This is a genomic window from Allocoleopsis sp. (assembly GCF_036703385.1).
In the GTDB taxonomy this organism is placed as follows: domain Bacteria; phylum Cyanobacteriota; class Cyanobacteriia; order Cyanobacteriales; family Coleofasciculaceae; genus Allocoleopsis.
Genome location: NZ_DATNPA010000700.1, coordinates 1 through 19,695, shown reverse-complemented (window position 1 = coordinate 19,695; position 19,695 = coordinate 1). Strand labels below are relative to the sequence as shown.

Here is a 19,695-nt window from a genome sequence, read left to right as displayed (position 1 = left end):
ATTCCAAATTTTAATCTTTTTATCGGCACTACTACTCAGTAAACTCTTCCCATCAGCACTAATGGCTAGGTAATTAACATAGCTAGCGTCATCAATAATCGTATGAACGAGTAAGCTAGGTGTACGAAGATGGTTTTGGTAAAGCTGCCAACTCCCATATCCTCCTAACATCAAAGCTAGAGCGGCAACCCCTCCAATCAGCCACCTTTTTTTGAGAGCTTTGGGTTTTCGTTCGGCAACAAAGATATCTTGAGCGGATGGAATTGATGGATATTCCTCTAAGTGGGTTACTAATTGGGGCTGAGTGATTCCTTGGCTAATCTTAGAAATACTGGCAATCTCATCTAAAATTTCCTGAGTATTTTTATGCCGCTTGGCGGCTGTAGGAGCCATAAGCTTATCGATTAAATTGGCAAACGGTTCAGAAATATCCAGAGCCAATTTACGCCAATGACAAGTATCTGTTAAAGGTTCATAGATCGCTGAATCGGTTGCCTGCTTCCCCGTGAGTAAATAGACAAAAGTACGCCCTAAAGCATAGAAATCAGATTGGGGTACGGCATGACCCTTTTCTTGTTCCGGGGGCGTATAACCCGCCGAACTAATCTTAGTTACACTCCCGGCTCCACCAACATCCGCTAGGTAAGTAAAGGTCAACTCTCTAGCCGTACCAAAGTCAATTAATACCAATTGACCATTGGAGCGAATCATTATATTTTCTGGTTTAATATCTCGATGAAAATAGTTCTTTTGATGAACGAGATGCAAAATTTCTGCCAGCTGTTTTAACCAGTTAAACGCTTGCTTTTCGGAAATGGGGTGATTACCTTGCTGCCTCATCCATTGCTTTAAGTTCAGCCCATCAATTTTCTCCATGATGATGCAATGGACTGGCTCAGTGCTATTGTTCGGAAAAAACTGAAAGTACCCATCTGGCTCAACTCTGGGGGTGCCAGGATGGTTCAGCTGGCTCAAGACAGCCGCTTCTTGTTGGAATAGCTCGATGATTCTGGGCTTATCGTTATGTTTTTGTTTGAGGACTTTTAGGAGTTTTGGGATTGCTCCGCTGTAGGCTTCGTAAACCTTGCCAAAACCGCTGCTGTCACTCAGCAGGCGCATGACCTGATAGCGCCCTTGTAGTAACAACTCGGAGCCACAATGGCGACAGACACGATTGTTGATATTGGCTGGATCATTGGGCTGAGGGCACTTGGGATTGATGCAGTAGCTCATGGCTGGCTACCTCGTTGTTGTATCCCTAATCCTAAGATGGTCATTGAGAAATCATCTCATTACAGAACTATTAATTTTATTCCTTGGTAGAAAAGATGGGGAGAGTGGGTGCCTCAACCTTCATCCCAGAATATTGAACCAACTATCTACCGATACCTCTTCTCCCCGCCTCTTCCCCCCTCGATTGAAAAGCTAGAGTCCCTAATTCAGTCAACCTTCTATGTCAGATAGGTGCATTTAATAGAAAATCTTTAATAAGCTGCATTAAACTTCGTGTTGAAACTGCTAAGGTGTAAAGAAGCATTTCAAAAGAGCCAAGAAAGATAAAGATTTATGAGCGGCGTTGCTATCTCAGACTTGCAACCACCCGAATACTACCCACGTCGAAACTATCCTTCCCGATCGCAAAAGCTGACTGTTTTCTGCGACTTTGATGGGCCTATCGTTGATGTGTCCAATCGCTACTACGCCACTTATCAGTTGGCCCTAGAGGATACTCAGGCGTTTTACCAGCATCAAGGGGTAACCTTGCCCATTCAGACGCTCGAGAAACAGCAGTTCTGGCAAATGAAGCAGGATCGTGTCCCAGATATAGAAATTGCAATGCGATCAGGTTTACAAGCCGAGCAAATCGATCTCTTCTTGAAGCGCGTAATCGAGATTGTGAATCAGCCTGCTTTGTTAAACCTAGATCGGCTCCAACCAGGGGTAAGTTGGGCGCTGGCATTGCTGCATTCTCAGGGGGTTCGTCTAGTGTTAGTGACGTTGCGCTGTCAGGAACAAGCTACGCAGATTTTAAGAAACTATGGCTTAACTCGTCTGTTTAGTGGTATTTATGGAACCGATGACTGCGATGCGGCTTACCACAATTATGCGGAAGGCAAAACACAACTGTTAGCCAAAGCGCTTGCCGAACAATCTGCGATCGCGGAACGTTCAACCGCTAGCTGGATGATCGGCGATACAGAAGCTGACCTCTTAGCTGGACAAGCTCTCTCAATTCCTACCATCGCTCTCACTTGCGGCATTCGCTCTCGTATGTACCTCAAGCAATTTCAGCCGACTCGTATTCACAACGATCTCCTGGCTGCTGCCCATTACATCTTAGAAAGTCTGAAGTTTGAAGCCTGAAGGATGAAAACAAAAAGGGATTGAAGAGTTGATTGTCATACTTCATTCTTCATGATGGCTCAATGACATTGATGTGCTCCCACCAGCGATTGAGCGGATAATAAAGGACTGGTGCCCAAAGGCTACTAAGAATTGCAGAAGAAAGAGCAATGCGCTGGTGATCAGTCCAGATTTCTGCCAAATTGCGATCGCCCATAAAACTATACTGAATTGCGGTCACCGTCTCGCCAACAACCGCCATACCAAACACAATTAACGCTACAGAAATAAAATCTTCCTGAATATAACGCTGCTTCTGAATCCGAGCCGTTAACATTCCGACTAAGACAAGGCTAAGGACGTGAGTTGGATCAGGGGAAGTCATGCCATCTTGAATCAACCCTAGCACTAGCCCTGCTAATGCTCCCTGTAAAACTGTACGCTTGAGGCTCCAGGCAACTACCCAAATTAACAACCAGTTGGGCGCAATTTCCAGTAATTCCATCCCCGGTAAACGTGTCGGTAATACAAGCAAACAGAGCATCACCGAGCCAACAGTCACTATCCAATTAAGAATTTGGCGAGCCCAGGGGGAAAACTGAGAAATGTTGTTCATTGGTCATTCGCATGGGTCATGAGGGATTAGCGATAGGTCATTAGGCCAGGAAACTACTGAGTAAAAGTGGTTCCTTCAGGATAAACAATGACCCATTCCAGGTAACTAACGGGTGCAGTCAGCTCAATGACCGCTTCAGGAGCTGGACTTTTGTCCAGGTTGACAGACTCCACGCGCCCCAAGGGCAAACCGGGCGGGAATAGTTGACTCACTGGCGAGGTTGACACAACATCACCACGTTTGACATCTGGCACTTTGTCAAAAAACTGTAGCACTGCACGATTAGAGCCTTGTCCTCGGATGAAACCCATGCTGCGACTGCGGCTAAGCACAGCCCCCACCCGACTGGTGGCGTCGCTGATGAGCAAGACACGACTGCTATTGGGTGTCACACTAGAAATGCGACCCACTAAACCGCCAGGTGCCATCACGATGTCGCCAACCTTAATCCCTTCACTGCTCCCGCGACCTAAGGTCACTTGTTGCCACCAGTGATCAGCGCTACGCCCCACAATTGGAGCAACAATTCCTCGTTTTGTCTGAGGTTTAGAATAATCTAACAGCTCTTTGAGCTTCTGGTTCTGCCTTTGAAGTTCGACTAAGCGCTCTTCCAATTCCATGACTCGCGCATCAGTAAGGCGCTCCTCTTTTGTTGGACCGACTTGAAAGGGGCGAGTCATCAACTGGTAAGTTTCAAAGATTGCTGCCCCCTGGGTCTGGCGAACCAACCAGGCAGCACTCAATGTTAGTCCTCCCAGCACAATGGCTACCCCATGCCGGTCCCACCAACGACGCATTATAAACATAGTTCTCTAGCAACGCTCAGCTTTCGGCTGGCGTGTATCTTCCAGGGTTGCAGGTATAGGGATGGTGTAGTTAAGAACAGGACTTCTCAAAACGAATATTCGCTTGCCGATTCTTACATATGGCGGGAACGTCCACTGAATACCCGCTCTAACTGTTTGAAATTCTCCAGAACTCGACCGGTTCCTAAAACTACGCAGCTGAGTGGATCGGCTGCCACATGGGTCACAATTCCGGTTTCATGACTGATGAGAGTATCCAAACCTTTTAACAAAGCGCCACCACCCGCCAGCATGATGCCTCGATCAATGATGTCAGCGGCTAGTTCGGGAGGCGTCCGCTCTAGTGTACGCTTAACCGCATCAACAATGACTGAAAGCGGTTCTGACATACTTTCGCGGATTTCCGGCCCTTTGATGGTAACGGTTCGTGGCAACCCAGAAAGCAGGTGCAAACCCCGTACCTCTAAGTGCGCATCATCATCGTGATGTGTCGGGTAAGCTGAGCCGATCTGAATTTTGATTTCTTCAGCGGTACGCTCACCAATTACCAGGTTATGAACCTTTTTCATGTACTGGGTAATCGAGTCACTCAGCTCATCTCCAGCAACCCGCACGGATTCGCTGAGAACCGTCCCTTGCAAACTGAGCACGGCTACTTCAGTCGTGCCACCACCGATATCAATAATCATGTTGCCTGTTGGCTCGGCTACAGGTAGCCCAGCGCCAATCGCTGCTGCCACAGGCTCATCTATTAAGTAAACATCTCTTGCGCCCGCCTGAGACGCGGCTTCCATTACCGCCCGTCGTTCGACGCCTGTCACACCACTGGGAATGCCAATGACAATCCGAGGTGAAACCAAAGTTCTGCCTTCATGAACCCGCCGGATAAAATGCTTAAGCATTAATTCAGCAGTATCAAAGTCGGCAATCACACCATCGCGGAGAGGACGCAGGGCAACCACATTACCTGGGGTTCTGCCCAACATCTTTTTTGCATCCTCACCCACGGCTAGCGGAACTTTTAAGTCCTGATCCATTGCGACGACCGAAGGCTCTTGAAGAACAATGCCTTTTCCAGATACGTATACTAAAGTATTAGCAGTACCCAGGTCTATACCCATGTCCCGTGATAGGGAAAAGCGACTGAAAAAACCCACTCGTTTCTACGCCCCCAAAGTCAAATGCTGCTGTATACGACCGAAATGTAACTGAACCGTAACCGATGTGGATTCTATTACGTTTCTTGAGCTGAGTCTAGTGAGGTAAAGCAATTCATTATCAGAAATCATCAACAATCAAGCTGAAACTATCATTCAGGTAAGGCCATACCTCATCCGGAGAAAGTGAAATTCAGTATATTCGTTCCTTTTTTAAAGATTTGGTAAAGCTGCCAAGAGTTTAGTTATTGTTCTAAATTTGCTAAATTAGATTTGCTATGTCAGTACTAATGTACTAAAAAATATGAGTCTGAATGTTGTCAATTTAGTTGGTCGTGTGGGTGGAGACCCAGAGGTGAAGTATTTCGAGTCTGGCAAGGTGAAGTGTAAACTAACCCTGGCAGTGGATCGACGCAGCCGTAACAGCGATCAGCCAGACTGGTTCACTCTAGAGCTATGGGGGAAGACGGCGGAAGTAGCAGCAAATTATGTACGTAAGGGGAAGTTAATCGGGGTTCAAGGCTCTCTGAAGATTGATCACTGGAGCGATCGCACGACAGGAGTGGAGCGTTCAACCCCAATTATTCAAGTTGATCGACTTGAACTATTGGGTTCCAAGCGGGAGAATGACACCGGCACTGTTGAGTCTTACAACGATACAGAATTTTAATCGCTTTGAATTGTAGAGGTGCAGGCTTAACTATAGCTCATACTAGGGATTGAACGACACCCTCCTGAGGTAGAACTTTCTTCCCGGCTAGCCCGTAATCTCAGAACTAGTAGCTGATTTGTAGCGTTACAGAAGCCTGCACCTCTTGCTCACCGCCAATGATCGGTGAGGTAGCTAATCTACTCTCTAATACGTCCTTTCCCGTGAAAACGGGCATCGGTGAGGGTGGGGTCGCACCATTGATTTGAATGCCAACAATATCTTTACGGGTAAGGTTGAGGGTACTCAAGACAGCATCGGCTTGGCTTTGGGCATCCTGTGTTGCTTTCCGCAGGGCTTGTTTTTGCGCTGACGCGATCGCTTCATCAGACGCCGTAAAACTCACACCCTCAATCCGTGTCGCACCGACTTGAACGGCATCATCTAACAGTTTACCGGCTTGCTCGGTAGAGGCGCGAAAACTAACTGTATTAGTACCTGAATAACCGGTGATCTGGGGTGCCGTGTTGTTTTCGGAACGATAAACTGGGTTGAGTCGGATGCCCGTCGTTTCTAACTTTTCCACTTGGCGCGATCGCAGTAACTCCACAACCGCCGATGAGCGGCGTGCCACTTCCTCCTGCACCTCTGTAGCTGTTTTTCCCTGAATTTCAACACCCAGCTGTACTTGCGTCTTTGTGGTAGGAATAGCTTCAAGGCCACGACCCGTTACAGTAAGGGTTCGTAGCAGTTTCTCCTGTGCGAGTACTGGGTTGGTCAACGTGAGAGTGAGGAGTCCGACTAGTAAAGAAACAGCAGGCAACCGCTGACCCGACTGAGGGCGGTAACCAGAGAGAAAAGTTTGATTCATACCAATGATTCTCCTAATCTAATACAAGGCTAAATCTTGCTGATCGATAGAGTTTTTAGCCTTCCGTGATTGTCGTAGGGTAAGGGATATTGCTTGAAAAACAGGATGACTTTCTATCATGAACCTGTTGCTGGCTTCTACTGTGCCACGATAGAGCTTCAAAATTTCCAGTCGTTACAGTTTTAGCAACTAGGCTACAGTTGCCTTCTTTTCGTTAGGCATCATCAGCGAACGTTGACAACGTTCGCGTTAGGGGAGCGGCCTTGAATAAATATGCACAAAAAAGTCTAAGTGTCAACTACAAACATTCCCACCTGCAACCTATTTTCTAGGAGTCACTTCTTCAACGAACCAATGACCTACTGGCTACTCAAAACCGAACCCCAGGAATATTCCTACACCGATTTAGTGACAGCGGGACGCAGTGTTTGGGATGGTGTAAAAAATCCCTTGGCTCTCAAATATCTCCGTACCCTACAACTGGGGGACAAAGCATTGATTTACCATACAGGCAAAGAGCGACAGGTCGTGGGGATTGCTGAAATTATGTCATTGCCCTATGCCGACCCCGTACTGGATGACCCCCGGCGTGTGGTCGTGGACATTTGCGCCGTGCGATCGCTACCTCAGCCCGTTACTCTGGCACAGATCAAGCAAGATGGTAACTTTACTGACTTTGAACTCATCCGCCTGCCTCGGCTTTCTGTCGTCCCTGTCTGTATTCAACATTGGCAGAGGATTCTTCAACTCGCGGGTGAGTAACCTTTTTGTATCCTAATTGAACAGCCAAGTGGAATCAACCAAAGAAAGGCTTGATTTCGTTAAGAAACTTGTAGAGTAGAAAGAATGATTTTTTCGCAACTACCACGAATGGCTGATCTAACTGCCTGGGTGAGTTTCTTCGACCCGCTCAAGCTGCTTTCATCGTTCGGGACTTACCCACTGCTCATTGCAGAGGCAACTCCCAAGGAATCAGCAAGCGAATCACTGGTACTGGCAGGAGTGCTGCTAAGTTTGGTCGTGATTTACTTTGCCAGCAAACTGGGCGGTGAGATTTGCGCTCGACTGAACTTACCCCCCGTATTAGGGGAACTTGTGGGTGGTGTAGTCGTAGGAATCTCTGCTCTTCATCTGTTAGTCTTCCCAGAAAGCAGCGCAGAGGCGAACAACTCATTACTGGTGAGCTTCCTTCAAACGACTGCTGGTTTGACTCCAGAGGCAGCCGTTTCAGTATTCCAAGCCCAGAGTGAAGTCATCTCGATCTTGGCAGAATTAGGGGTTGTGATTCTGTTGTTTGAAATTGGACTAGAATCTGACCTAAAAGAACTGATTCGCGTTGGGCCTCAAGCCGCTGTTGTAGCCGTTGTTGGCGTAGTGGTGCCCTTTGCGGCTGGTACGGCTGGTTTAATTTACTTATTTAACATTGCCCCTGTCCCTGCAATTTTTGCGGGTGCAGCTTTGACCGCTACTAGTATTGGAATTACAGCCAAGGTTTTAGCAGAAATTGGTCGTCTTAGTTCTTCAGAAGGCCAAATTATCATTGGTGCAGCAGTTCTAGATGACGTACTCGGAATTATCGTTTTGGCAGTTGTCGCGAGTCTAGCGAAAACCGGGGAAATTGCGATCGGCAACGTCATCTATCTGATTATTAGTGCCGCTGTTTTCCTGGTTGGGGCTATTTTGTTAGGTCGTTTTTTAAGTCCCTATTTCGTTGCCTTAGTCAATGAAATGAAAACTCGCGGTCAGCTATTACTGACGGCACTGATTTTTGCCTTTATTTTGTCCTACATTGGCGCTGTCATTCAATTAGAAGCGATTTTGGGAGCCTTTGCGGCGGGGCTTGTTCTAGCAGAAACCGATAAGCGCCGGGAATTGGAAGAACAAGTGATTCCTGTTGCCGATATGCTAGTCCCGATTTTCTTTGTGGTTGTTGGGGCAAAAACTGACTTGGGCGTTTTGAATCCAACCATTCCGGCTAATCGGGAAGGCTTGACTTTGGCGATTTTCCTGATTGGGGTCGCAATTCTCGGTAAGGTAGTTACTGGTCTGTTTGTATTCGGTCAACCTGGAATTAACCGCCTAGCGATCGGCGTTGGGATGATTCCTAGAGGGGAAGTGGGGTTGGTTTTTTTAGGTGTAGGCTCGGCTAGTGGTGTCCTATCGCCAGCGATGGAAGCCGCGATTATCATGATGGTCATTTTGACCACCTTTGTCGCCCCTCCTTTGCTGCGATTTGTGTTTCAGGAGCCAGAGTTGGAGACTACCTCTTCAGGAATATCGGCTTTAGACAGTGCTAGCGCAGAATCCGTGGCAGTCGAACAAAGGCGTCACAAACAGGAGCCATCAGAGGATGTTCAAGCGATCGAGGAGTACAAGAAAGATTCATGAAAGCTGACTTTCATCCATCCATCTTGGCAAAATTCATCTTCTTCGCCCACGCCCAACTCTATTTTTGATTTGGGAAAACCTGTGTATACTATTTCTCCTGAAACTTAAATTTGCTAGTTTACGTCCCTTGAGGTTGACTGTCTTGAGCAGACAGATGCCCATTGGTATGCATGATTGGGTGCGGCAAAAAAGCTTGAGTCAGAGTTGGCACAAAAGTGTAGTCAGAATTCATTGAGGCGTTGTCTTGACAAACAGCAAGAAACGTAGATAAAGTCTTCACGCCCGCAACTCCCTTGAGCCTGGTTCATTACCAAACCGCCTATTCAATGCAGCACCGCGCTTTAATGAGGAGCAATAATTGTGAAATTTCGCTGGCTACTACTACTTCCCAGCTTTTTGATAGTTTTTCTTCTTTCATCTGCCGCCCAAGCGCGTGAACTTTTACAGTGGCGTTTTGATAGCAGTCAGAATCGGCTGCTATTTGTCACCGACAGTGGGGTTCAGCCCAAGGCGCTACTGATGAGCAATCCGACGCGGGTGGTTATCGATCTGCCTGGGATTGAACTGGGACGCCCGACCACAAATCAGCAGGTGAGAGGGGCGATTCGAGAAGTTCGAGTGGGGCAACTTGATGACCGAACGACTCGGATCGTGATTGAATTAGCCCCCGGTTACACCTTAGATCCCAAGGAGGTGAAATTCCGAGGACTCTCGCCAAGAGAGTGGACGGTTCAATTGCCAACGCCTCAGCGGATAGGACCGTCTCCCAGTCAGCCGCCCGGAAATACGCCTCCCAGGAATCAATCCTCTCAGAGGCCACCGTTGTTGAACATACCCAATCGACCCGTTTCCACATCTGATTCTGATAAATTGGCAACAATTGAGTCAGTTGAACTGGCTAACAATCAGACTCAGCTGTTGATTCGGGCTGACCAACCGGTAAGAGCGATTAGCACTTGGGACGCGATCGCCAAGGCTTATCGAATTACGATCCCCTCAGCTCGATTGGCTCAAAGAGTCCGGGGACCTCAACTCGATGCTAAGAGTCCTCTGGCGCGGGTACTGCTTCGACAGCAGGATTCAAACACCGTTGTGATTGTGGTGCAACCCGGTTCGGATACCCGAATTGGAGAACTCAATCAGCTCAATGACCAACTGTTGGCGCTGCAATTGAATCCATCACAACCCGTAACGCCGCCCATCAGTTCGATTCCCGTGCCGCCGCCGGACAGGAATACTTCTGCCCCGCCCCCAGCGAGCAACAACCCGCCTGTGGCGTCTCCCCGTGTACCTAAGGGGCGCATTCTTGTCATGGTCGATCCGGGACACGGTGGCAAAGACCCCGGTGCGCTCGGCCTTGGGGGATTGCGGGAGGTAGATGTTATCCTGCCCATTGCTCAACAGGTGGCATCACTATTGGAGCAACAAGGTATCCAAGCTGTGATGACGCGAACATCTGATTATTTTGTCGATCTGGCACCACGAGTTGTTATGGCTGAGCGCATGAATGCCGACTTGTTTGTTAGTATCCATGCCAATTCCATCGGCCCGAACCGACCTGATATTAGCGGTTTAGAGACGTACTATTACTCCAACGGTCAGCGTCTTGCCCAGACCATCCACAGTAGTATCTTGCAAAATCTGGATATTAAAGATCGGGGTATCCGACGGGCGAGGTTTTACGTCATCAGAAAGACTTCTATGCCATCGGTTTTAGTAGAAGTTGGTTTTGTTACGGGCAGAGAAGATGCTGCCAAACTGTCAACCCCGGCTTACCGTAGCCAGATGGCACAGGCGATCGCTCGTGGTATTCTCCAGTACATTCAACAAAATAGTTAAACTCGTTCTCCTATAAACATCGGTGTCCAACTTTCCCTCCCCCTACCTCAGTGACCCTCACGGGCAAAATTCCTGTGACTCCTACACAGCTGACTTTCCCCCTGAGGAAACGTATAGACCGTCTGTCTATCCTTCCAAGGAAGAACCGCAGCAGCGTCGCATCGGTGTTTTCGACAGCGGTGTCGGTGGTCTCACCGTTTTGAGAGAACTCTACCGACAACTCCCTAACGAATCGATTCTTTACTTTGCTGACACAGCGCGTGTACCCTACGGGACAAGGTCGCGTCATGAAATTGTGCAGTTCGGTTTTGAGATCTTAAGCTGGATGGTGCAACAGGACGTAAAAATGGTTGTCCTGGCTTGTAATACAAGTGATGCTCTAGCACTAGAAACCTTACGACGCGAGTTTAATTTACCAATTTTGGGGCTTATTCTACCGGGAGCCCGTGCAGCTGTTCAGCAAGGGCGTCGCATTGGGGTGATTGCCACCCCAGCAACTGCCGCCAGCAATGCTTATCGGCGTGCCATATCCGAAGTTGAAGCGAACGCACAAGTCTGGCAAGTTGGGTGTCCAGAGTTTGTGCCGTTAGTCGAGCAAAACCGTGTACACGAGCCCTACACAGTTGAGGTGGCACGGCAGTACATAGAACCTTTATTACAGCAGCAAATCGATACCCTGATTTATGGCTGTACTCATTATCCGCTGCTGGCTCCCGTAATACGGACAATACTCCCACCGACGATTCAACTCGTTGACCCAGCCGTACATGTTGTTGCCGCTGCTGCGCAAGAACTAGATATCCTGGGACTGAAGAATAATCGCTCACCACTACCAACCCACTTCTGTGTCAGTGGCTGTCCTCAACAGTTTGCCCAACTTTCAGTGCAATGGCTAGGTTGCACTCCAGTGGCTGAAAAAGTCTATTTACCAACCGTAGCGCCTCCGGTGGTATCCCTAGAATCCGTAGAGTGATAGTCGCTCGTTCGCTATCCAAAATCCAAATCACAATAACTACTGGAGAATGAAGGCAAAGAAAAAAACGCCCACAAGGGGCGGTGGATTAATCTTTATCGAATGAAAATTAGTCTCCGAGTGTTGGGAGAGAGACTAAGAGGCCGAAAAAATCCTGCTTTTAGTCCCTCACCCCTAATTTGAGCCAATTAATGTACACTACTGGCTTTATGAACGGTTGATGCTGGTGAAATAGGAGGAGGTAGCTCCTCGGAGACTAAAGAGGTTAGACTACTCACCTGAAACGACCATCCTTCAACCTCATCGGTCTGAGGGAGCTGCTCGGTTGACACGTAAGGAGCGTAAGCGTCTGTCAAAGAGTTGTCCACGTAACGCGAATTCTTGATCGTCCGCTGCGCTAGAGTCAATAGCAGATAAATTGTTAATAGATAACCAGTCGCCAGAACAGGAATAATCACAGGCATATCCATGTAAGTCATAGTGTGGACACGAGGGAGGGAGAGGAAAATTCAATACAAATACCTTCCAACAGCGTTTTTCAAGTCCTTACGGACTTAAGATACTGTTGGCATACAAATTTTTAGGGAGACAGAGCTTGTTCCCTCTAACTTCACAGTTGGCTTCCCATACAGTCAATCTTCTGAACAAGACTTTTAGGCTCAGCTCAGAATCTCTGCCAAGTGGGAAGTTTCTTATTAGGTCTGACGAATAACCTTCCTCAGTGGTATCACTGAGGAGTTATCCTGAAACATCAGGATCTCTGTCTATGAATGCGTATTACACCACAGATGAAAGGGGAATATGCTCTCCTAACACCTTGGAATCAATAAATCTATTAATTTTTTGAAACCCTTACTATCTAGATTAACACAACAATCCTGGCGAGTTACACTAATTTTTTCAGGGACTTAATATGTCGATACAAACTCTGGTATTACGCTCTAACACGGTAATTACTCAAACAAAACTTCCCTGTAGCGGACGCTTCGCCTAAAATTAAAAAAAGAAATTGTAAACTTTCGTAACTAACCTCTGAGTCGGCTGATCCATGACCTCAGTAACCTCCCTTTTTGCTCCTGTTGAAGCAGACCTGTGCCTGCTAACCGAAAACTTGAAGAACCTAGTGGGTGCTCGTCACCCCATCCTGTATGCCGCGGCTGAACACTTATTCGGGGCACAGGGAAAGCGAGTTAGACCAGCGATCGTCTTTTTAATTTCGCGAGCCACCATGCTCGACTCTGACATTACCCCGCGTCATCGGCGTCTAGCAGAAATTACAGAAATGATTCACACGGCGAGTCTGGTTCATGACGATGTCGTCGATGAGGCAGAGGTGCGTCGCAACGTTCCTACAGTCCATAGCTTGTTCAACAACCGCGTGGCTGTACTCGCTGGGGATTTTTTGTTTGGTCAAGCGGCCTGGTACCTCGCTAATCTTGGCAATTTAGAAGTTGTCAAGCTGCTGTCAGAAGTGATTAAAGACATGGCAGAAGGGGAAATTCAGCAAGGACTGACTCGATTTGATACCACCCTGACGCTGGAAGCCTACCTAGAAAAAACCTATCGTAAAACCGCTTCGCTGATGGCTAATAGTGCCAAAGCCGCAGGGCTGCTGAGTGGTGTCTCGGCGGAGGTGGCAGACAACTTGTACCGCTATGGGTATCATTTTGGATTAGCCTTCCAAATTATTGATGATATTTTGGACTTCACAGGTTCGACGGAAGCCTTGGGCAAGCCAGCCGGATCAGATTTAATTAGTGGCAACTTGACGGCTCCAGTTTTATATGCCCTGGAAGAAAAACCCTATCTAGAGGTGCTAATTGATCGAGAGTTTGCCCAACCGGATGATATCTCTCAAGCGCTCACTCTGATTAAAGAGAGTAAAGGTCTTGAACGTTCCCGCACATTGGCAGCACAGAATGCTCAGATAGCGGTACAAAGCTTGGCTGTTCTGAAGCCCTCAACATCGACTCAAGCGCTAATTGACTTAGCTGACTATGTCCTGAGTCGTTTGTACTAGGGCTATGCCCAGATAGTGCCGCGATCGCTAACGCCCTGGAATAAAACATCCACAATTCAACACTTACACATGACCAACCCCGAAAGCCATGAGCATCTAATTATCATTTCTTTACATAATATTGACAAAGGCAAAGAATACTAAGTACCTTTACAGGGACTACCTAATTTTTCAGGAGTCAATCCCGGTTTTGCGACAAAACTTAACGATTAAATAGCCACTTGTGTGAGAAAGAGTCACAATAGCAGTGGGTCAGTGCAGAAACCATTGCAAGGGGTTCCAGGAGATAGGGGCAAGTTGGAGCGTGTCGCCCATTTAACTCGTAGCGCCTAACTGCCCATGATTGATGGCTGGACTCTAAAAGTCGTAAAGTCCACGAAACCAGGGTTCAATCTGCCGCCGCAAATCTCTTGGGTGAAGGGATAGTTTACAGGCTAGACGCCCACGGTGTGTTGCCACGGATTAAGAAACTCTACCAGTCAAGAGAAAGGTTGAATCTACCATTTTTATTAACCATTGGCAAGAGGTACTCAAGCGATATCTGGAGGAAGGTTGCTAGGATATGACCTAGGTACAGACTGACTGTGTCGCAGCTGCGTTTGAATTAAACGTTGCAGTTCATCTCGACGCACCTCTGTACCGGCTGCTAGATTACCGGGTGTATCGAAGAAAACTATACTTGTAACGGTCTCTAGCGCCAACATCTGGAACAAAATGTGAGTAACGGGTACAGGCGTTGCGAGGATGTGAGGGTCAGAAACCGACTGAAAGTCAGCAGCATCTTTGAGAGTTGGAAAAGCATAAATGACATTTTTCTGGATCTCAGGTTGAGCGCGATTACTCAGTGTTGTCAGCACCCAATCCTCGTCAAGAGTTTGGAGAATATAATACTCCAAATGTTTTAGCTGACTGGCAACGAGTTGGAGTACGGGTGCGATCGCTTCCATAATTCTGGGCGTCGTTCCATCGGGTGGTGCATTGTCAATCAGAACTTGAATTTGTTGGTCTAAATCCATGAGAACTGTCATCAATGGTGCTGCTATCTTGAGTCTAAACCCAGATCAAATCAGTCGAGCGTGCGTTTGTGTTAGGGTCTTTGTTAACAAATGAAAATCATGAGGGAAGTCTGCCAGGGCGTGGAGGCAATTTTTCAACTGCTGTATAACGAATTCCGGCAGTCTGTTCGTGCTTCCGATCAGAACTGTCGGGACGTGGCAGCACGTTTAGCCGATGAAGTCAGTCGAATCTGTAACGAAAGCAGTCGAATTCAGACTTCAGGAGATGTTGAGAGTTGGGCGCATACCCTGGCAACCCATCGCCTCAAGCAAGTTTTAAGCTACTACAAACAGGGGTCACAGCGGGGACGGGTCGAACTTCAGAGCACTCTGAGCGCGATCATTTACCGCTATATTACGCCCCCACAGGCACCAGCCAGCTACCAGGCGCGGCTGACCTTAATCGAAGATTTCTTACAAGGATTCTATGTAGAAGCCTTGAATGCCTTTCGGCGGGAAAACACGATTGATGCCAGTTATCGTCCGCGAAGTCTCCTGGAGTTGGCGGAATACATGGCCTTTACCGAGCGTTATGGGAAGCGGCGTATTCCCTTACCCGGTCGTCGATCTCAGCAATTAATCATTCTCCGAGCGCAAACTTTCTCCCAACAGCAACCGCCAGAAACGTCGGTTGATATGGATACCGCCGCTGAAGGCGCAACACCAGAATCAGATGCGAACTGGAACGATGCGGCAATTCAGCAAGTCCGGGAGATGATGGTGGCCTCTGAACCTGAACCCCTAGAAGCAAACCTGCGGGACACGGTGATTGAGGAATTACTTACCTATCTCGAAGAACGCCAGCAACATGATTGTGCCGAGTACTTCGTATTACGCCTGCAAGACCTTCCCACAAGCGAAATAGAAGAAATTTTGGGTCTAACCCCTCGCCAGAGGGATTATTTGCAGCAGCGTTTTAAGTACCATCTGATTCGGTTTGCCCTGTCTCACCGTTGGGAACTGGTTCATCAGTGGCTAGAAGCCGATCTAGAACGGAATCTCGGTCTGACGCCTTTTGAGTGGCAACGGTTTCAGGCCAGGATTAACACGACTCAGAAAGACTTACTCGACCTCAAGCAACAAGGTCGCTCAACGACGGAAATCGCCCAAGCCTTAGGTTATACGGCTACCCAGGTCGAAAAGCGTTGGTTTAAATTACTCGAACTTGCCTGGGATATTCGCAATAGTTCAGTATCCGGATCTGGTGCATCTCAAGATGAATAGTGACATGTATAACAACTCGGACACCTTATATAGCCGTTTAATTACCTGGCTACTAGAAGAGTCCGTTCCCGCTGCTTCACCCCCAGCAGAGGGTCAGGCAGATCGTTCTGTCTCTCCTTGGGACCCAACAGCAGCGGATTTTGAATTGGAGCAAATAGACCCAGTTGATTTAGAAGAGTTGAACATTGCACCTTTTAACACCAACGAAGCGGATCAATACCGCGCATGGGCAAGTTCAGACGATATCCTTGCTCGTGAGGACGATGTACCGGGCGGTTCAAGCCGCCCTTACGACTTGGGAGAAATGCCGACCGTGCAAAACCGTTTTCAGGCCATTTTAAAACGCCGACTACAAGTTGAAATCGAACGTCATCCCCCCTTGTTTCCCTGGGAGACGGATCTTTGTGACTATGAACCCGATTCTTCTGACGCTTTAGAAGATAGTTGGGTTCCTCCCGTTCGCTTGTGGATGCCCCAGCTTTTTCACCTGACTCTACCCGTTACCCTGCCAGAAAAGGTTCTCGCACAACTCTTGGACGCTTGTTCAGAGGCTGTGTATTCCCGACGGCAGCTTGGAGCCAAACTGGTTCATGCGGTGGAAGGTTTATTCCCTGACCAATTTCAGGCGCTAAACCATTTCGCCGGAATGGTGTTGCTGTCTCCGGCATTTGGGGGTACGAGTGCGAGGAGTCCTCGCAGCGATAGTTTGTTTAGTTCAAACACCAACGAACAGCTGTTATCCGTACCCAGCAGTTACGAAGCGGCGTCTCATGAACAAAAGATGACGCTGGCGCTGTTGGCGGCTAAAGAGATTATCAGCGCCCTAACTGTGCCGATTTCTCCGGATCGAACCCCTGTTGAGCGGCAATGGCAGACCTCTGTGGGTGTTGTCACCGTGGAGGCAGAATATGAGATGCAAGAGGGAGTTCCTAAGCTCCGCGTTACGGCTCGTTTGCCTCGCGGTGGCAGTTTGACCCTGCGGACTCCTCAGGCATCAGCCAGTGCACAGCGCATCTATCCCGGATACGTGAGTGTGGAATCCTTTGATTTGCAAGCGAATCAGACCTATCCGCTAGAAATCCGTTTTCATGATTCAGAACAAACACCTTTAATTTTCGCCATTTGCCCGACGATGTAACTTGAAAACCCTTTGAGCTAGCATATTGGAAACCTGGTATTTGTCAGTTGTCAGTTGTCCGTAACGACTGACTACTGACGGCTGATACCATTTTGGATTTTGGATGCAGGGATTTTGGATTTTGAGAGCCTTGCCATTCGGCTGCGTCAAAAATTCAACCGGAGCCAGTCAAAACCCAAATGGTATGACCACTGACCACTGACTAATTTGCTATGTCTAATTTCTCTGGAATTCGGCAACTCCGTCGTCTACCCCTTTTCGGTCAGTTGTGGCGGCGTCTTGAGGCTATGCCGACTCCTGAGATAGAAAACTCAATTTGGCTGCGAGTGCTGGTGCAGGCACTGGTAATTGTTGGAATTATTGCTACAGATCTGGCGGCGGAAACGCAAATAAGCCTGTGGGCCGTACCGCTGAGTCTGGTTGGGGCAACCTGGAGTTGGTACCACCGTCGAGAGCGCAACATCGCCATCAAGTTCTTGCTGGCGATCGGGATGTTGCTGGCAATGGGGGCATTTTTTGCCCGGTTGTTCGGTCAGCTTAATGATACTCGCTTGGCCTTGGCAGAGTTATTAATTCAGCTGCAAGTTCTGCACAGCTTTGACCTACCCCGTCGCAAAGATTTAGGGTATTCGATGGTGATTGGGCTGATTCTGTTAGGTGTATCGGGTACCCTAAGCCAGACTTTAGCCTTTGCCCCACTGTTGTGCGTATTTTTAGCGATCGCACTTCCCACCCTCGTCCTCGATTATCAGTCGCGCCTGGGTCTGTTGCGAACCTCAAAGCGCCGAACCTCCTCACTGTTTACCTCTGGTTCCTCACCCCTCTCGCTTCGGCGTCTGGGTCTATTTCTCGTGGCGACCATCGGGTTGGGACTAGGAATTTTTGCCCTGATGCCTCGCTTTCCGGGCTATCAACTCCAAACATTTCCGGTGAGTGTACCGGAAAATTTTCAACGGGAGTTTGATAACAAACGAGCTGGTGGCATTATTAATCCCGGATATGATCGCGAGGGCAACCTAAAGAGAAATTCTTCTGGCAGTGGAGGCAGTGGAACTGGTAGTGGGGGTCAGGGGGATAGTTCCTTTTACTACGGCTTTAACAGCAAGATTGACCAACAAAATTTCCAAGGAGAACTTAAGCCTCAGGTTGTATTACGGGTACGTTCCCAGGCACCGGGGTTTTGGCGGGTGCTCGCGTTTGACCGTTATACGGGTCAGGGGTGGGAAATCTCTCGCGATGATCAAGTAACCCGAGTGAATCGTCCGGAGTGGTCGTATCGGTTTTTCCTGCCAAACCCTCTGATGGCGGAGCAAACAAAACAGGTGATTCAAAGTTACACGGTGGTCGCGGAACTGCCGAATCTCCTGCCTGCGATGGCTTATCCTCAGGAACTTTACTTTCCCTCGCGGGAAATTGAGATAGACACGGAAAGCGGTTTGAGGGCACCGGCTAGCTTAACAGATGGACTCACTTACACAGTGATTTCGGAAGTGCCGTATCGCGATCGCACTCGGCTGCAACAGGCTCCCACCGATTATCCCAGGCGGATTACAAAATACTATCTCGATGTTCCTGCCAACATTCGCGATCGAGTACGACAACGGACTGAAGAACTGTTAGCGACCTCACCCAACCCCATCACTTCACCCTATGAGAAAGCTCTGTATTTAGCTCAGGCTCTTAAACAGCGCTATTCACTCCCCACAGACCCCTTGAATTTGCCCAAGTTAGAGGGCAAGGAAGACTTGGTGGAAGCTTTTCTTTTCAAGTACAAAGGGGGGTACCCAGACCACTTCTCAACCGTGCTGACGATCATGCTGCGTTCCATTGGCATCCCAGCGCGACTCGTGGCTGGGTTTGGGACGGGTGAGTTCAATCCGTTCACGGGTTTTTATATTGTCAAAAACACCGACGCCTATGCGATGACGGAGGTGTTTTTCCCGCAACACGGTTGGTTTGCTTTTGACCCGATTCCCGGTCACGAACTAATTCCCCAGAGTGTGGAGGAGACTGAAACCTTTGGAGTCTTGCGTCAGTTTTGGCAATGGGTCGCCGGTTGGTTGCCCTCACCTGTTAAGAATTATTTGGGTGAGATTTGGAGTTGGCTGATGGGTGGGATAATCCGAGTCATTTCTTTCCTATGGGCACTGGTCTCCAACGGTTGGGTTGGCTTCTTCACGGGTTTGATTTTAGCGATCGCTCTTGCTTTTTTGGGTTGGTTGGGTTGGAAGCAATGGCGAACCTGGCGCTATCGCCGATGGCTAAGTGAATTACCCCCGATGGAAAGCCTCTACCAGCAAATGTTGAGGCTTTTAAGTACTAAAGGCTATACCAAACACCCTGCACAGACTCCCTTAGAATATGCCAGAGTGTCGCATCAACATCATGCACCAACGTCTGCCGAGGTGATTGATGAAATTTCCCAAGCTTATGTCAGCTGGCGTTATGGCAACGACACACCGAACCTTAAGCACCTGCGACAGCGACTGCGTGAGTTGATCAAGAGTACTCAGCAGCTGAAGATACCCAGCCGAGGGAATTGACACTCTCCGTGAATCAGAGCGACGGAGATTCTTTAATCAACGTGGACGCTTGCCCTAGCAGGATTGCTCCAAC

At 48.4% G+C, this 19,695-nt stretch carries 18 protein-coding genes; 10 read left to right on the top strand and 8 right to left on the bottom strand.

Annotation, left to right across the window (positions count from 1 at the left end; genetic code table 11):
- On the bottom strand, positions 1-1,233 hold a 1,233-nt coding region (locus V6C93_RS32990; RefSeq protein ID WP_333480919.1), incomplete at its 3' end, for a serine/threonine protein kinase.
- 333 nt (positions 1,234-1,566) lie between these two features.
- On the opposite strand from V6C93_RS32990, the gene V6C93_RS32985 reads away from it, so the two are divergent.
- The gene (locus V6C93_RS32985) at positions 1,567-2,364 is read left to right on the top strand and encodes an HAD family hydrolase (protein WP_333480918.1); all 798 of its coding nucleotides are present in this window, start codon (positions 1,567-1,569) and stop codon (positions 2,362-2,364) included.
- A gap of 49 nt (positions 2,365-2,413) precedes the next feature.
- Here V6C93_RS32985 and mreD read toward each other — a convergent pair whose 3' ends face one another.
- The 3 genes from mreD to V6C93_RS32970 form a co-directional block, all read right to left on the bottom strand.
- On the bottom strand, positions 2,414-2,959 hold the full coding sequence (gene mreD / locus V6C93_RS32980) for a rod shape-determining protein MreD (RefSeq protein ID WP_333480917.1): 546 nt from the start codon (positions 2,957-2,959) through the stop codon (positions 2,414-2,416).
- A gap of 53 nt (positions 2,960-3,012) precedes the next feature.
- Positions 3,013-3,765 (bottom strand): rod shape-determining protein MreC, encoded by a 753-nt coding sequence (gene mreC / locus V6C93_RS32975; RefSeq protein ID WP_349262915.1) that lies wholly within the window; start codon positions 3,763-3,765, stop codon positions 3,013-3,015.
- A 113-nt stretch (positions 3,766-3,878) separates the two neighbouring features.
- Positions 3,879-4,886, bottom strand: coding sequence for a rod shape-determining protein (locus V6C93_RS32970; protein WP_333480915.1), 1,008 nt, complete (start codon positions 4,884-4,886; stop codon positions 3,879-3,881).
- A gap of 340 nt (positions 4,887-5,226) precedes the next feature.
- On the opposite strand from V6C93_RS32970, the gene V6C93_RS32965 reads away from it, so the two are divergent.
- On the top strand, positions 5,227-5,592 hold the full coding sequence (locus V6C93_RS32965) for a single-stranded DNA-binding protein (RefSeq protein ID WP_333480914.1): 366 nt from the start codon (positions 5,227-5,229) through the stop codon (positions 5,590-5,592).
- A gap of 106 nt (positions 5,593-5,698) precedes the next feature.
- Here the strand turns inward: V6C93_RS32965 and V6C93_RS32960 are convergent, their stop codons facing one another.
- Entirely contained in the window at positions 5,699-6,442 is a 744-nt protein-coding gene (locus V6C93_RS32960; protein WP_333480913.1) for an SIMPL domain-containing protein, read from the bottom strand.
- Positions 6,443-6,796: 354 nt separating this feature from the next.
- Here V6C93_RS32960 and V6C93_RS32955 point away from each other — a divergent pair, with 354 nt between their 5' ends.
- A complete protein-coding gene (locus V6C93_RS32955) occupies positions 6,797-7,204 on the top strand; it encodes an EVE domain-containing protein (protein WP_333480912.1) in 408 nt (135 codons plus the stop codon).
- A 108-nt stretch (positions 7,205-7,312) separates the two neighbouring features.
- Positions 7,313-8,830 (top strand): cation:proton antiporter, encoded by a 1,518-nt coding sequence (locus V6C93_RS32950; RefSeq protein WP_333480911.1) that lies wholly within the window; start codon positions 7,313-7,315, stop codon positions 8,828-8,830.
- Between the two features lie 118 nt (positions 8,831-8,948).
- Here V6C93_RS32950 and V6C93_RS32945 read toward each other — a convergent pair whose 3' ends face one another.
- Complete coding sequence (locus tag V6C93_RS32945; protein ID WP_333480910.1) at positions 8,949-9,110, bottom strand: hypothetical protein; 162 nt, start codon at positions 9,108-9,110, stop codon at positions 8,949-8,951.
- A gap of 80 nt (positions 9,111-9,190) precedes the next feature.
- Between V6C93_RS32945 and V6C93_RS32940 the strand changes: the two genes are divergently transcribed.
- Together V6C93_RS32940 and murI are read left to right on the top strand one after the other, a co-directional pair.
- Positions 9,191-10,669: an N-acetylmuramoyl-L-alanine amidase gene (locus V6C93_RS32940; protein ID WP_333480909.1), complete on the top strand. Its 1,479-nt coding sequence runs from the start codon at positions 9,191-9,193 to the stop codon at positions 10,667-10,669.
- A gap of 160 nt (positions 10,670-10,829) precedes the next feature.
- On the top strand, positions 10,830-11,642 hold the full coding sequence (gene murI / locus V6C93_RS32935) for a glutamate racemase (protein WP_349262917.1): 813 nt from the start codon (positions 10,830-10,832) through the stop codon (positions 11,640-11,642).
- Between the two features lie 188 nt (positions 11,643-11,830).
- Here murI and V6C93_RS32930 read toward each other — a convergent pair whose 3' ends face one another.
- Positions 11,831-12,121 (bottom strand): hypothetical protein, encoded by a 291-nt coding sequence (locus V6C93_RS32930; RefSeq protein ID WP_333480907.1) that lies wholly within the window; start codon positions 12,119-12,121, stop codon positions 11,831-11,833.
- Between the two features lie 569 nt (positions 12,122-12,690).
- Here V6C93_RS32930 and sds point away from each other — a divergent pair.
- On the top strand, positions 12,691-13,662 hold the full coding sequence (gene sds, locus V6C93_RS32925; protein ID WP_333480906.1) for a solanesyl diphosphate synthase: 972 nt from the start codon (positions 12,691-12,693) through the stop codon (positions 13,660-13,662).
- 530 nt (positions 13,663-14,192) lie between these two features.
- Here the strand turns inward: sds and V6C93_RS32920 are convergent.
- Entirely contained in the window at positions 14,193-14,690 is a 498-nt protein-coding gene (locus V6C93_RS32920) for a hypothetical protein (protein ID WP_333480905.1), read from the bottom strand.
- 78 nt (positions 14,691-14,768) lie between these two features.
- On the opposite strand from V6C93_RS32920, the gene hetZ reads away from it, so the two are divergent.
- The 3 genes from hetZ to V6C93_RS32905 all read left to right on the top strand — a co-directional run bounded on the left by hetZ (position 14,769) and on the right by V6C93_RS32905 (position 19,622).
- Positions 14,769-15,941 carry a heterocyst differentiation protein HetZ gene (hetZ, locus tag V6C93_RS32915; protein ID WP_349262914.1) on the top strand — a complete coding sequence of 391 codons (1,173 nt, stop codon included), beginning with the start codon at positions 14,769-14,771 and terminating at the stop codon, positions 15,939-15,941.
- A gap of 4 nt (positions 15,942-15,945) precedes the next feature.
- The gene (locus tag V6C93_RS32910) at positions 15,946-17,079 is read left to right on the top strand and encodes a hypothetical protein (RefSeq protein ID WP_333480903.1); all 1,134 of its coding nucleotides are present in this window, start codon (positions 15,946-15,948) and stop codon (positions 17,077-17,079) included.
- Between the two features lie 212 nt (positions 17,080-17,291).
- Positions 17,292-19,622, top strand: a complete 2,331-nt coding sequence (locus V6C93_RS32905; RefSeq protein WP_333480902.1) for a DUF3488 and DUF4129 domain-containing transglutaminase family protein — start codon at positions 17,292-17,294, stop codon at positions 19,620-19,622.
- Positions 19,623-19,695 lie beyond the last annotated feature (73 nt).

What these genes read in the sequence shown, in the direction of transcription:
- V6C93_RS32985 (WP_333480918.1), top strand. Translation starts at nt 1,567, where the DNA reads ATGAGCGGCGTTGCTATCTCAGACTTGCAACCACCCGAATACTACCCA.
- mreD (WP_333480917.1), bottom strand. Translation starts at nt 2,959, where the DNA reads ATGAACAACATTTCTCAGTTTTCCCCCTGGGCTCGCCAAATTCTTAAT.
- mreC (WP_349262915.1), bottom strand. Translation starts at nt 3,765, where the DNA reads ATGTTTATAATGCGTCGTTGGTGGGACCGGCATGGGGTAGCCATTGTG.
- V6C93_RS32970 (WP_333480915.1), bottom strand. Translation starts at nt 4,886, where the DNA reads ATGGGTATAGACCTGGGTACTGCTAATACTTTAGTATACGTATCTGGA.
- V6C93_RS32965 (WP_333480914.1), top strand. Translation starts at nt 5,227, where the DNA reads ATGAGTCTGAATGTTGTCAATTTAGTTGGTCGTGTGGGTGGAGACCCA.
- V6C93_RS32960 (WP_333480913.1), bottom strand. Translation starts at nt 6,442, where the DNA reads ATGAATCAAACTTTTCTCTCTGGTTACCGCCCTCAGTCGGGTCAGCGG.
- V6C93_RS32955 (WP_333480912.1), top strand. Translation starts at nt 6,797, where the DNA reads ATGACCTACTGGCTACTCAAAACCGAACCCCAGGAATATTCCTACACC.
- V6C93_RS32950 (WP_333480911.1), top strand. Translation starts at nt 7,313, where the DNA reads ATGGCTGATCTAACTGCCTGGGTGAGTTTCTTCGACCCGCTCAAGCTG.
- V6C93_RS32930 (WP_333480907.1), bottom strand. Translation starts at nt 12,121, where the DNA reads ATGACTTACATGGATATGCCTGTGATTATTCCTGTTCTGGCGACTGGT.
- sds (WP_333480906.1), top strand. Translation starts at nt 12,691, where the DNA reads ATGACCTCAGTAACCTCCCTTTTTGCTCCTGTTGAAGCAGACCTGTGC.
- V6C93_RS32920 (WP_333480905.1), bottom strand. Translation starts at nt 14,690, where the DNA reads ATGACAGTTCTCATGGATTTAGACCAACAAATTCAAGTTCTGATTGAC.
- hetZ (WP_349262914.1), top strand. Translation starts at nt 14,769, where the DNA reads ATGAAAATCATGAGGGAAGTCTGCCAGGGCGTGGAGGCAATTTTTCAA.
- V6C93_RS32910 (WP_333480903.1), top strand. Translation starts at nt 15,946, where the DNA reads ATGTATAACAACTCGGACACCTTATATAGCCGTTTAATTACCTGGCTA.
- V6C93_RS32905 (WP_333480902.1), top strand. Translation starts at nt 17,292, where the DNA reads ATGTCTAATTTCTCTGGAATTCGGCAACTCCGTCGTCTACCCCTTTTC.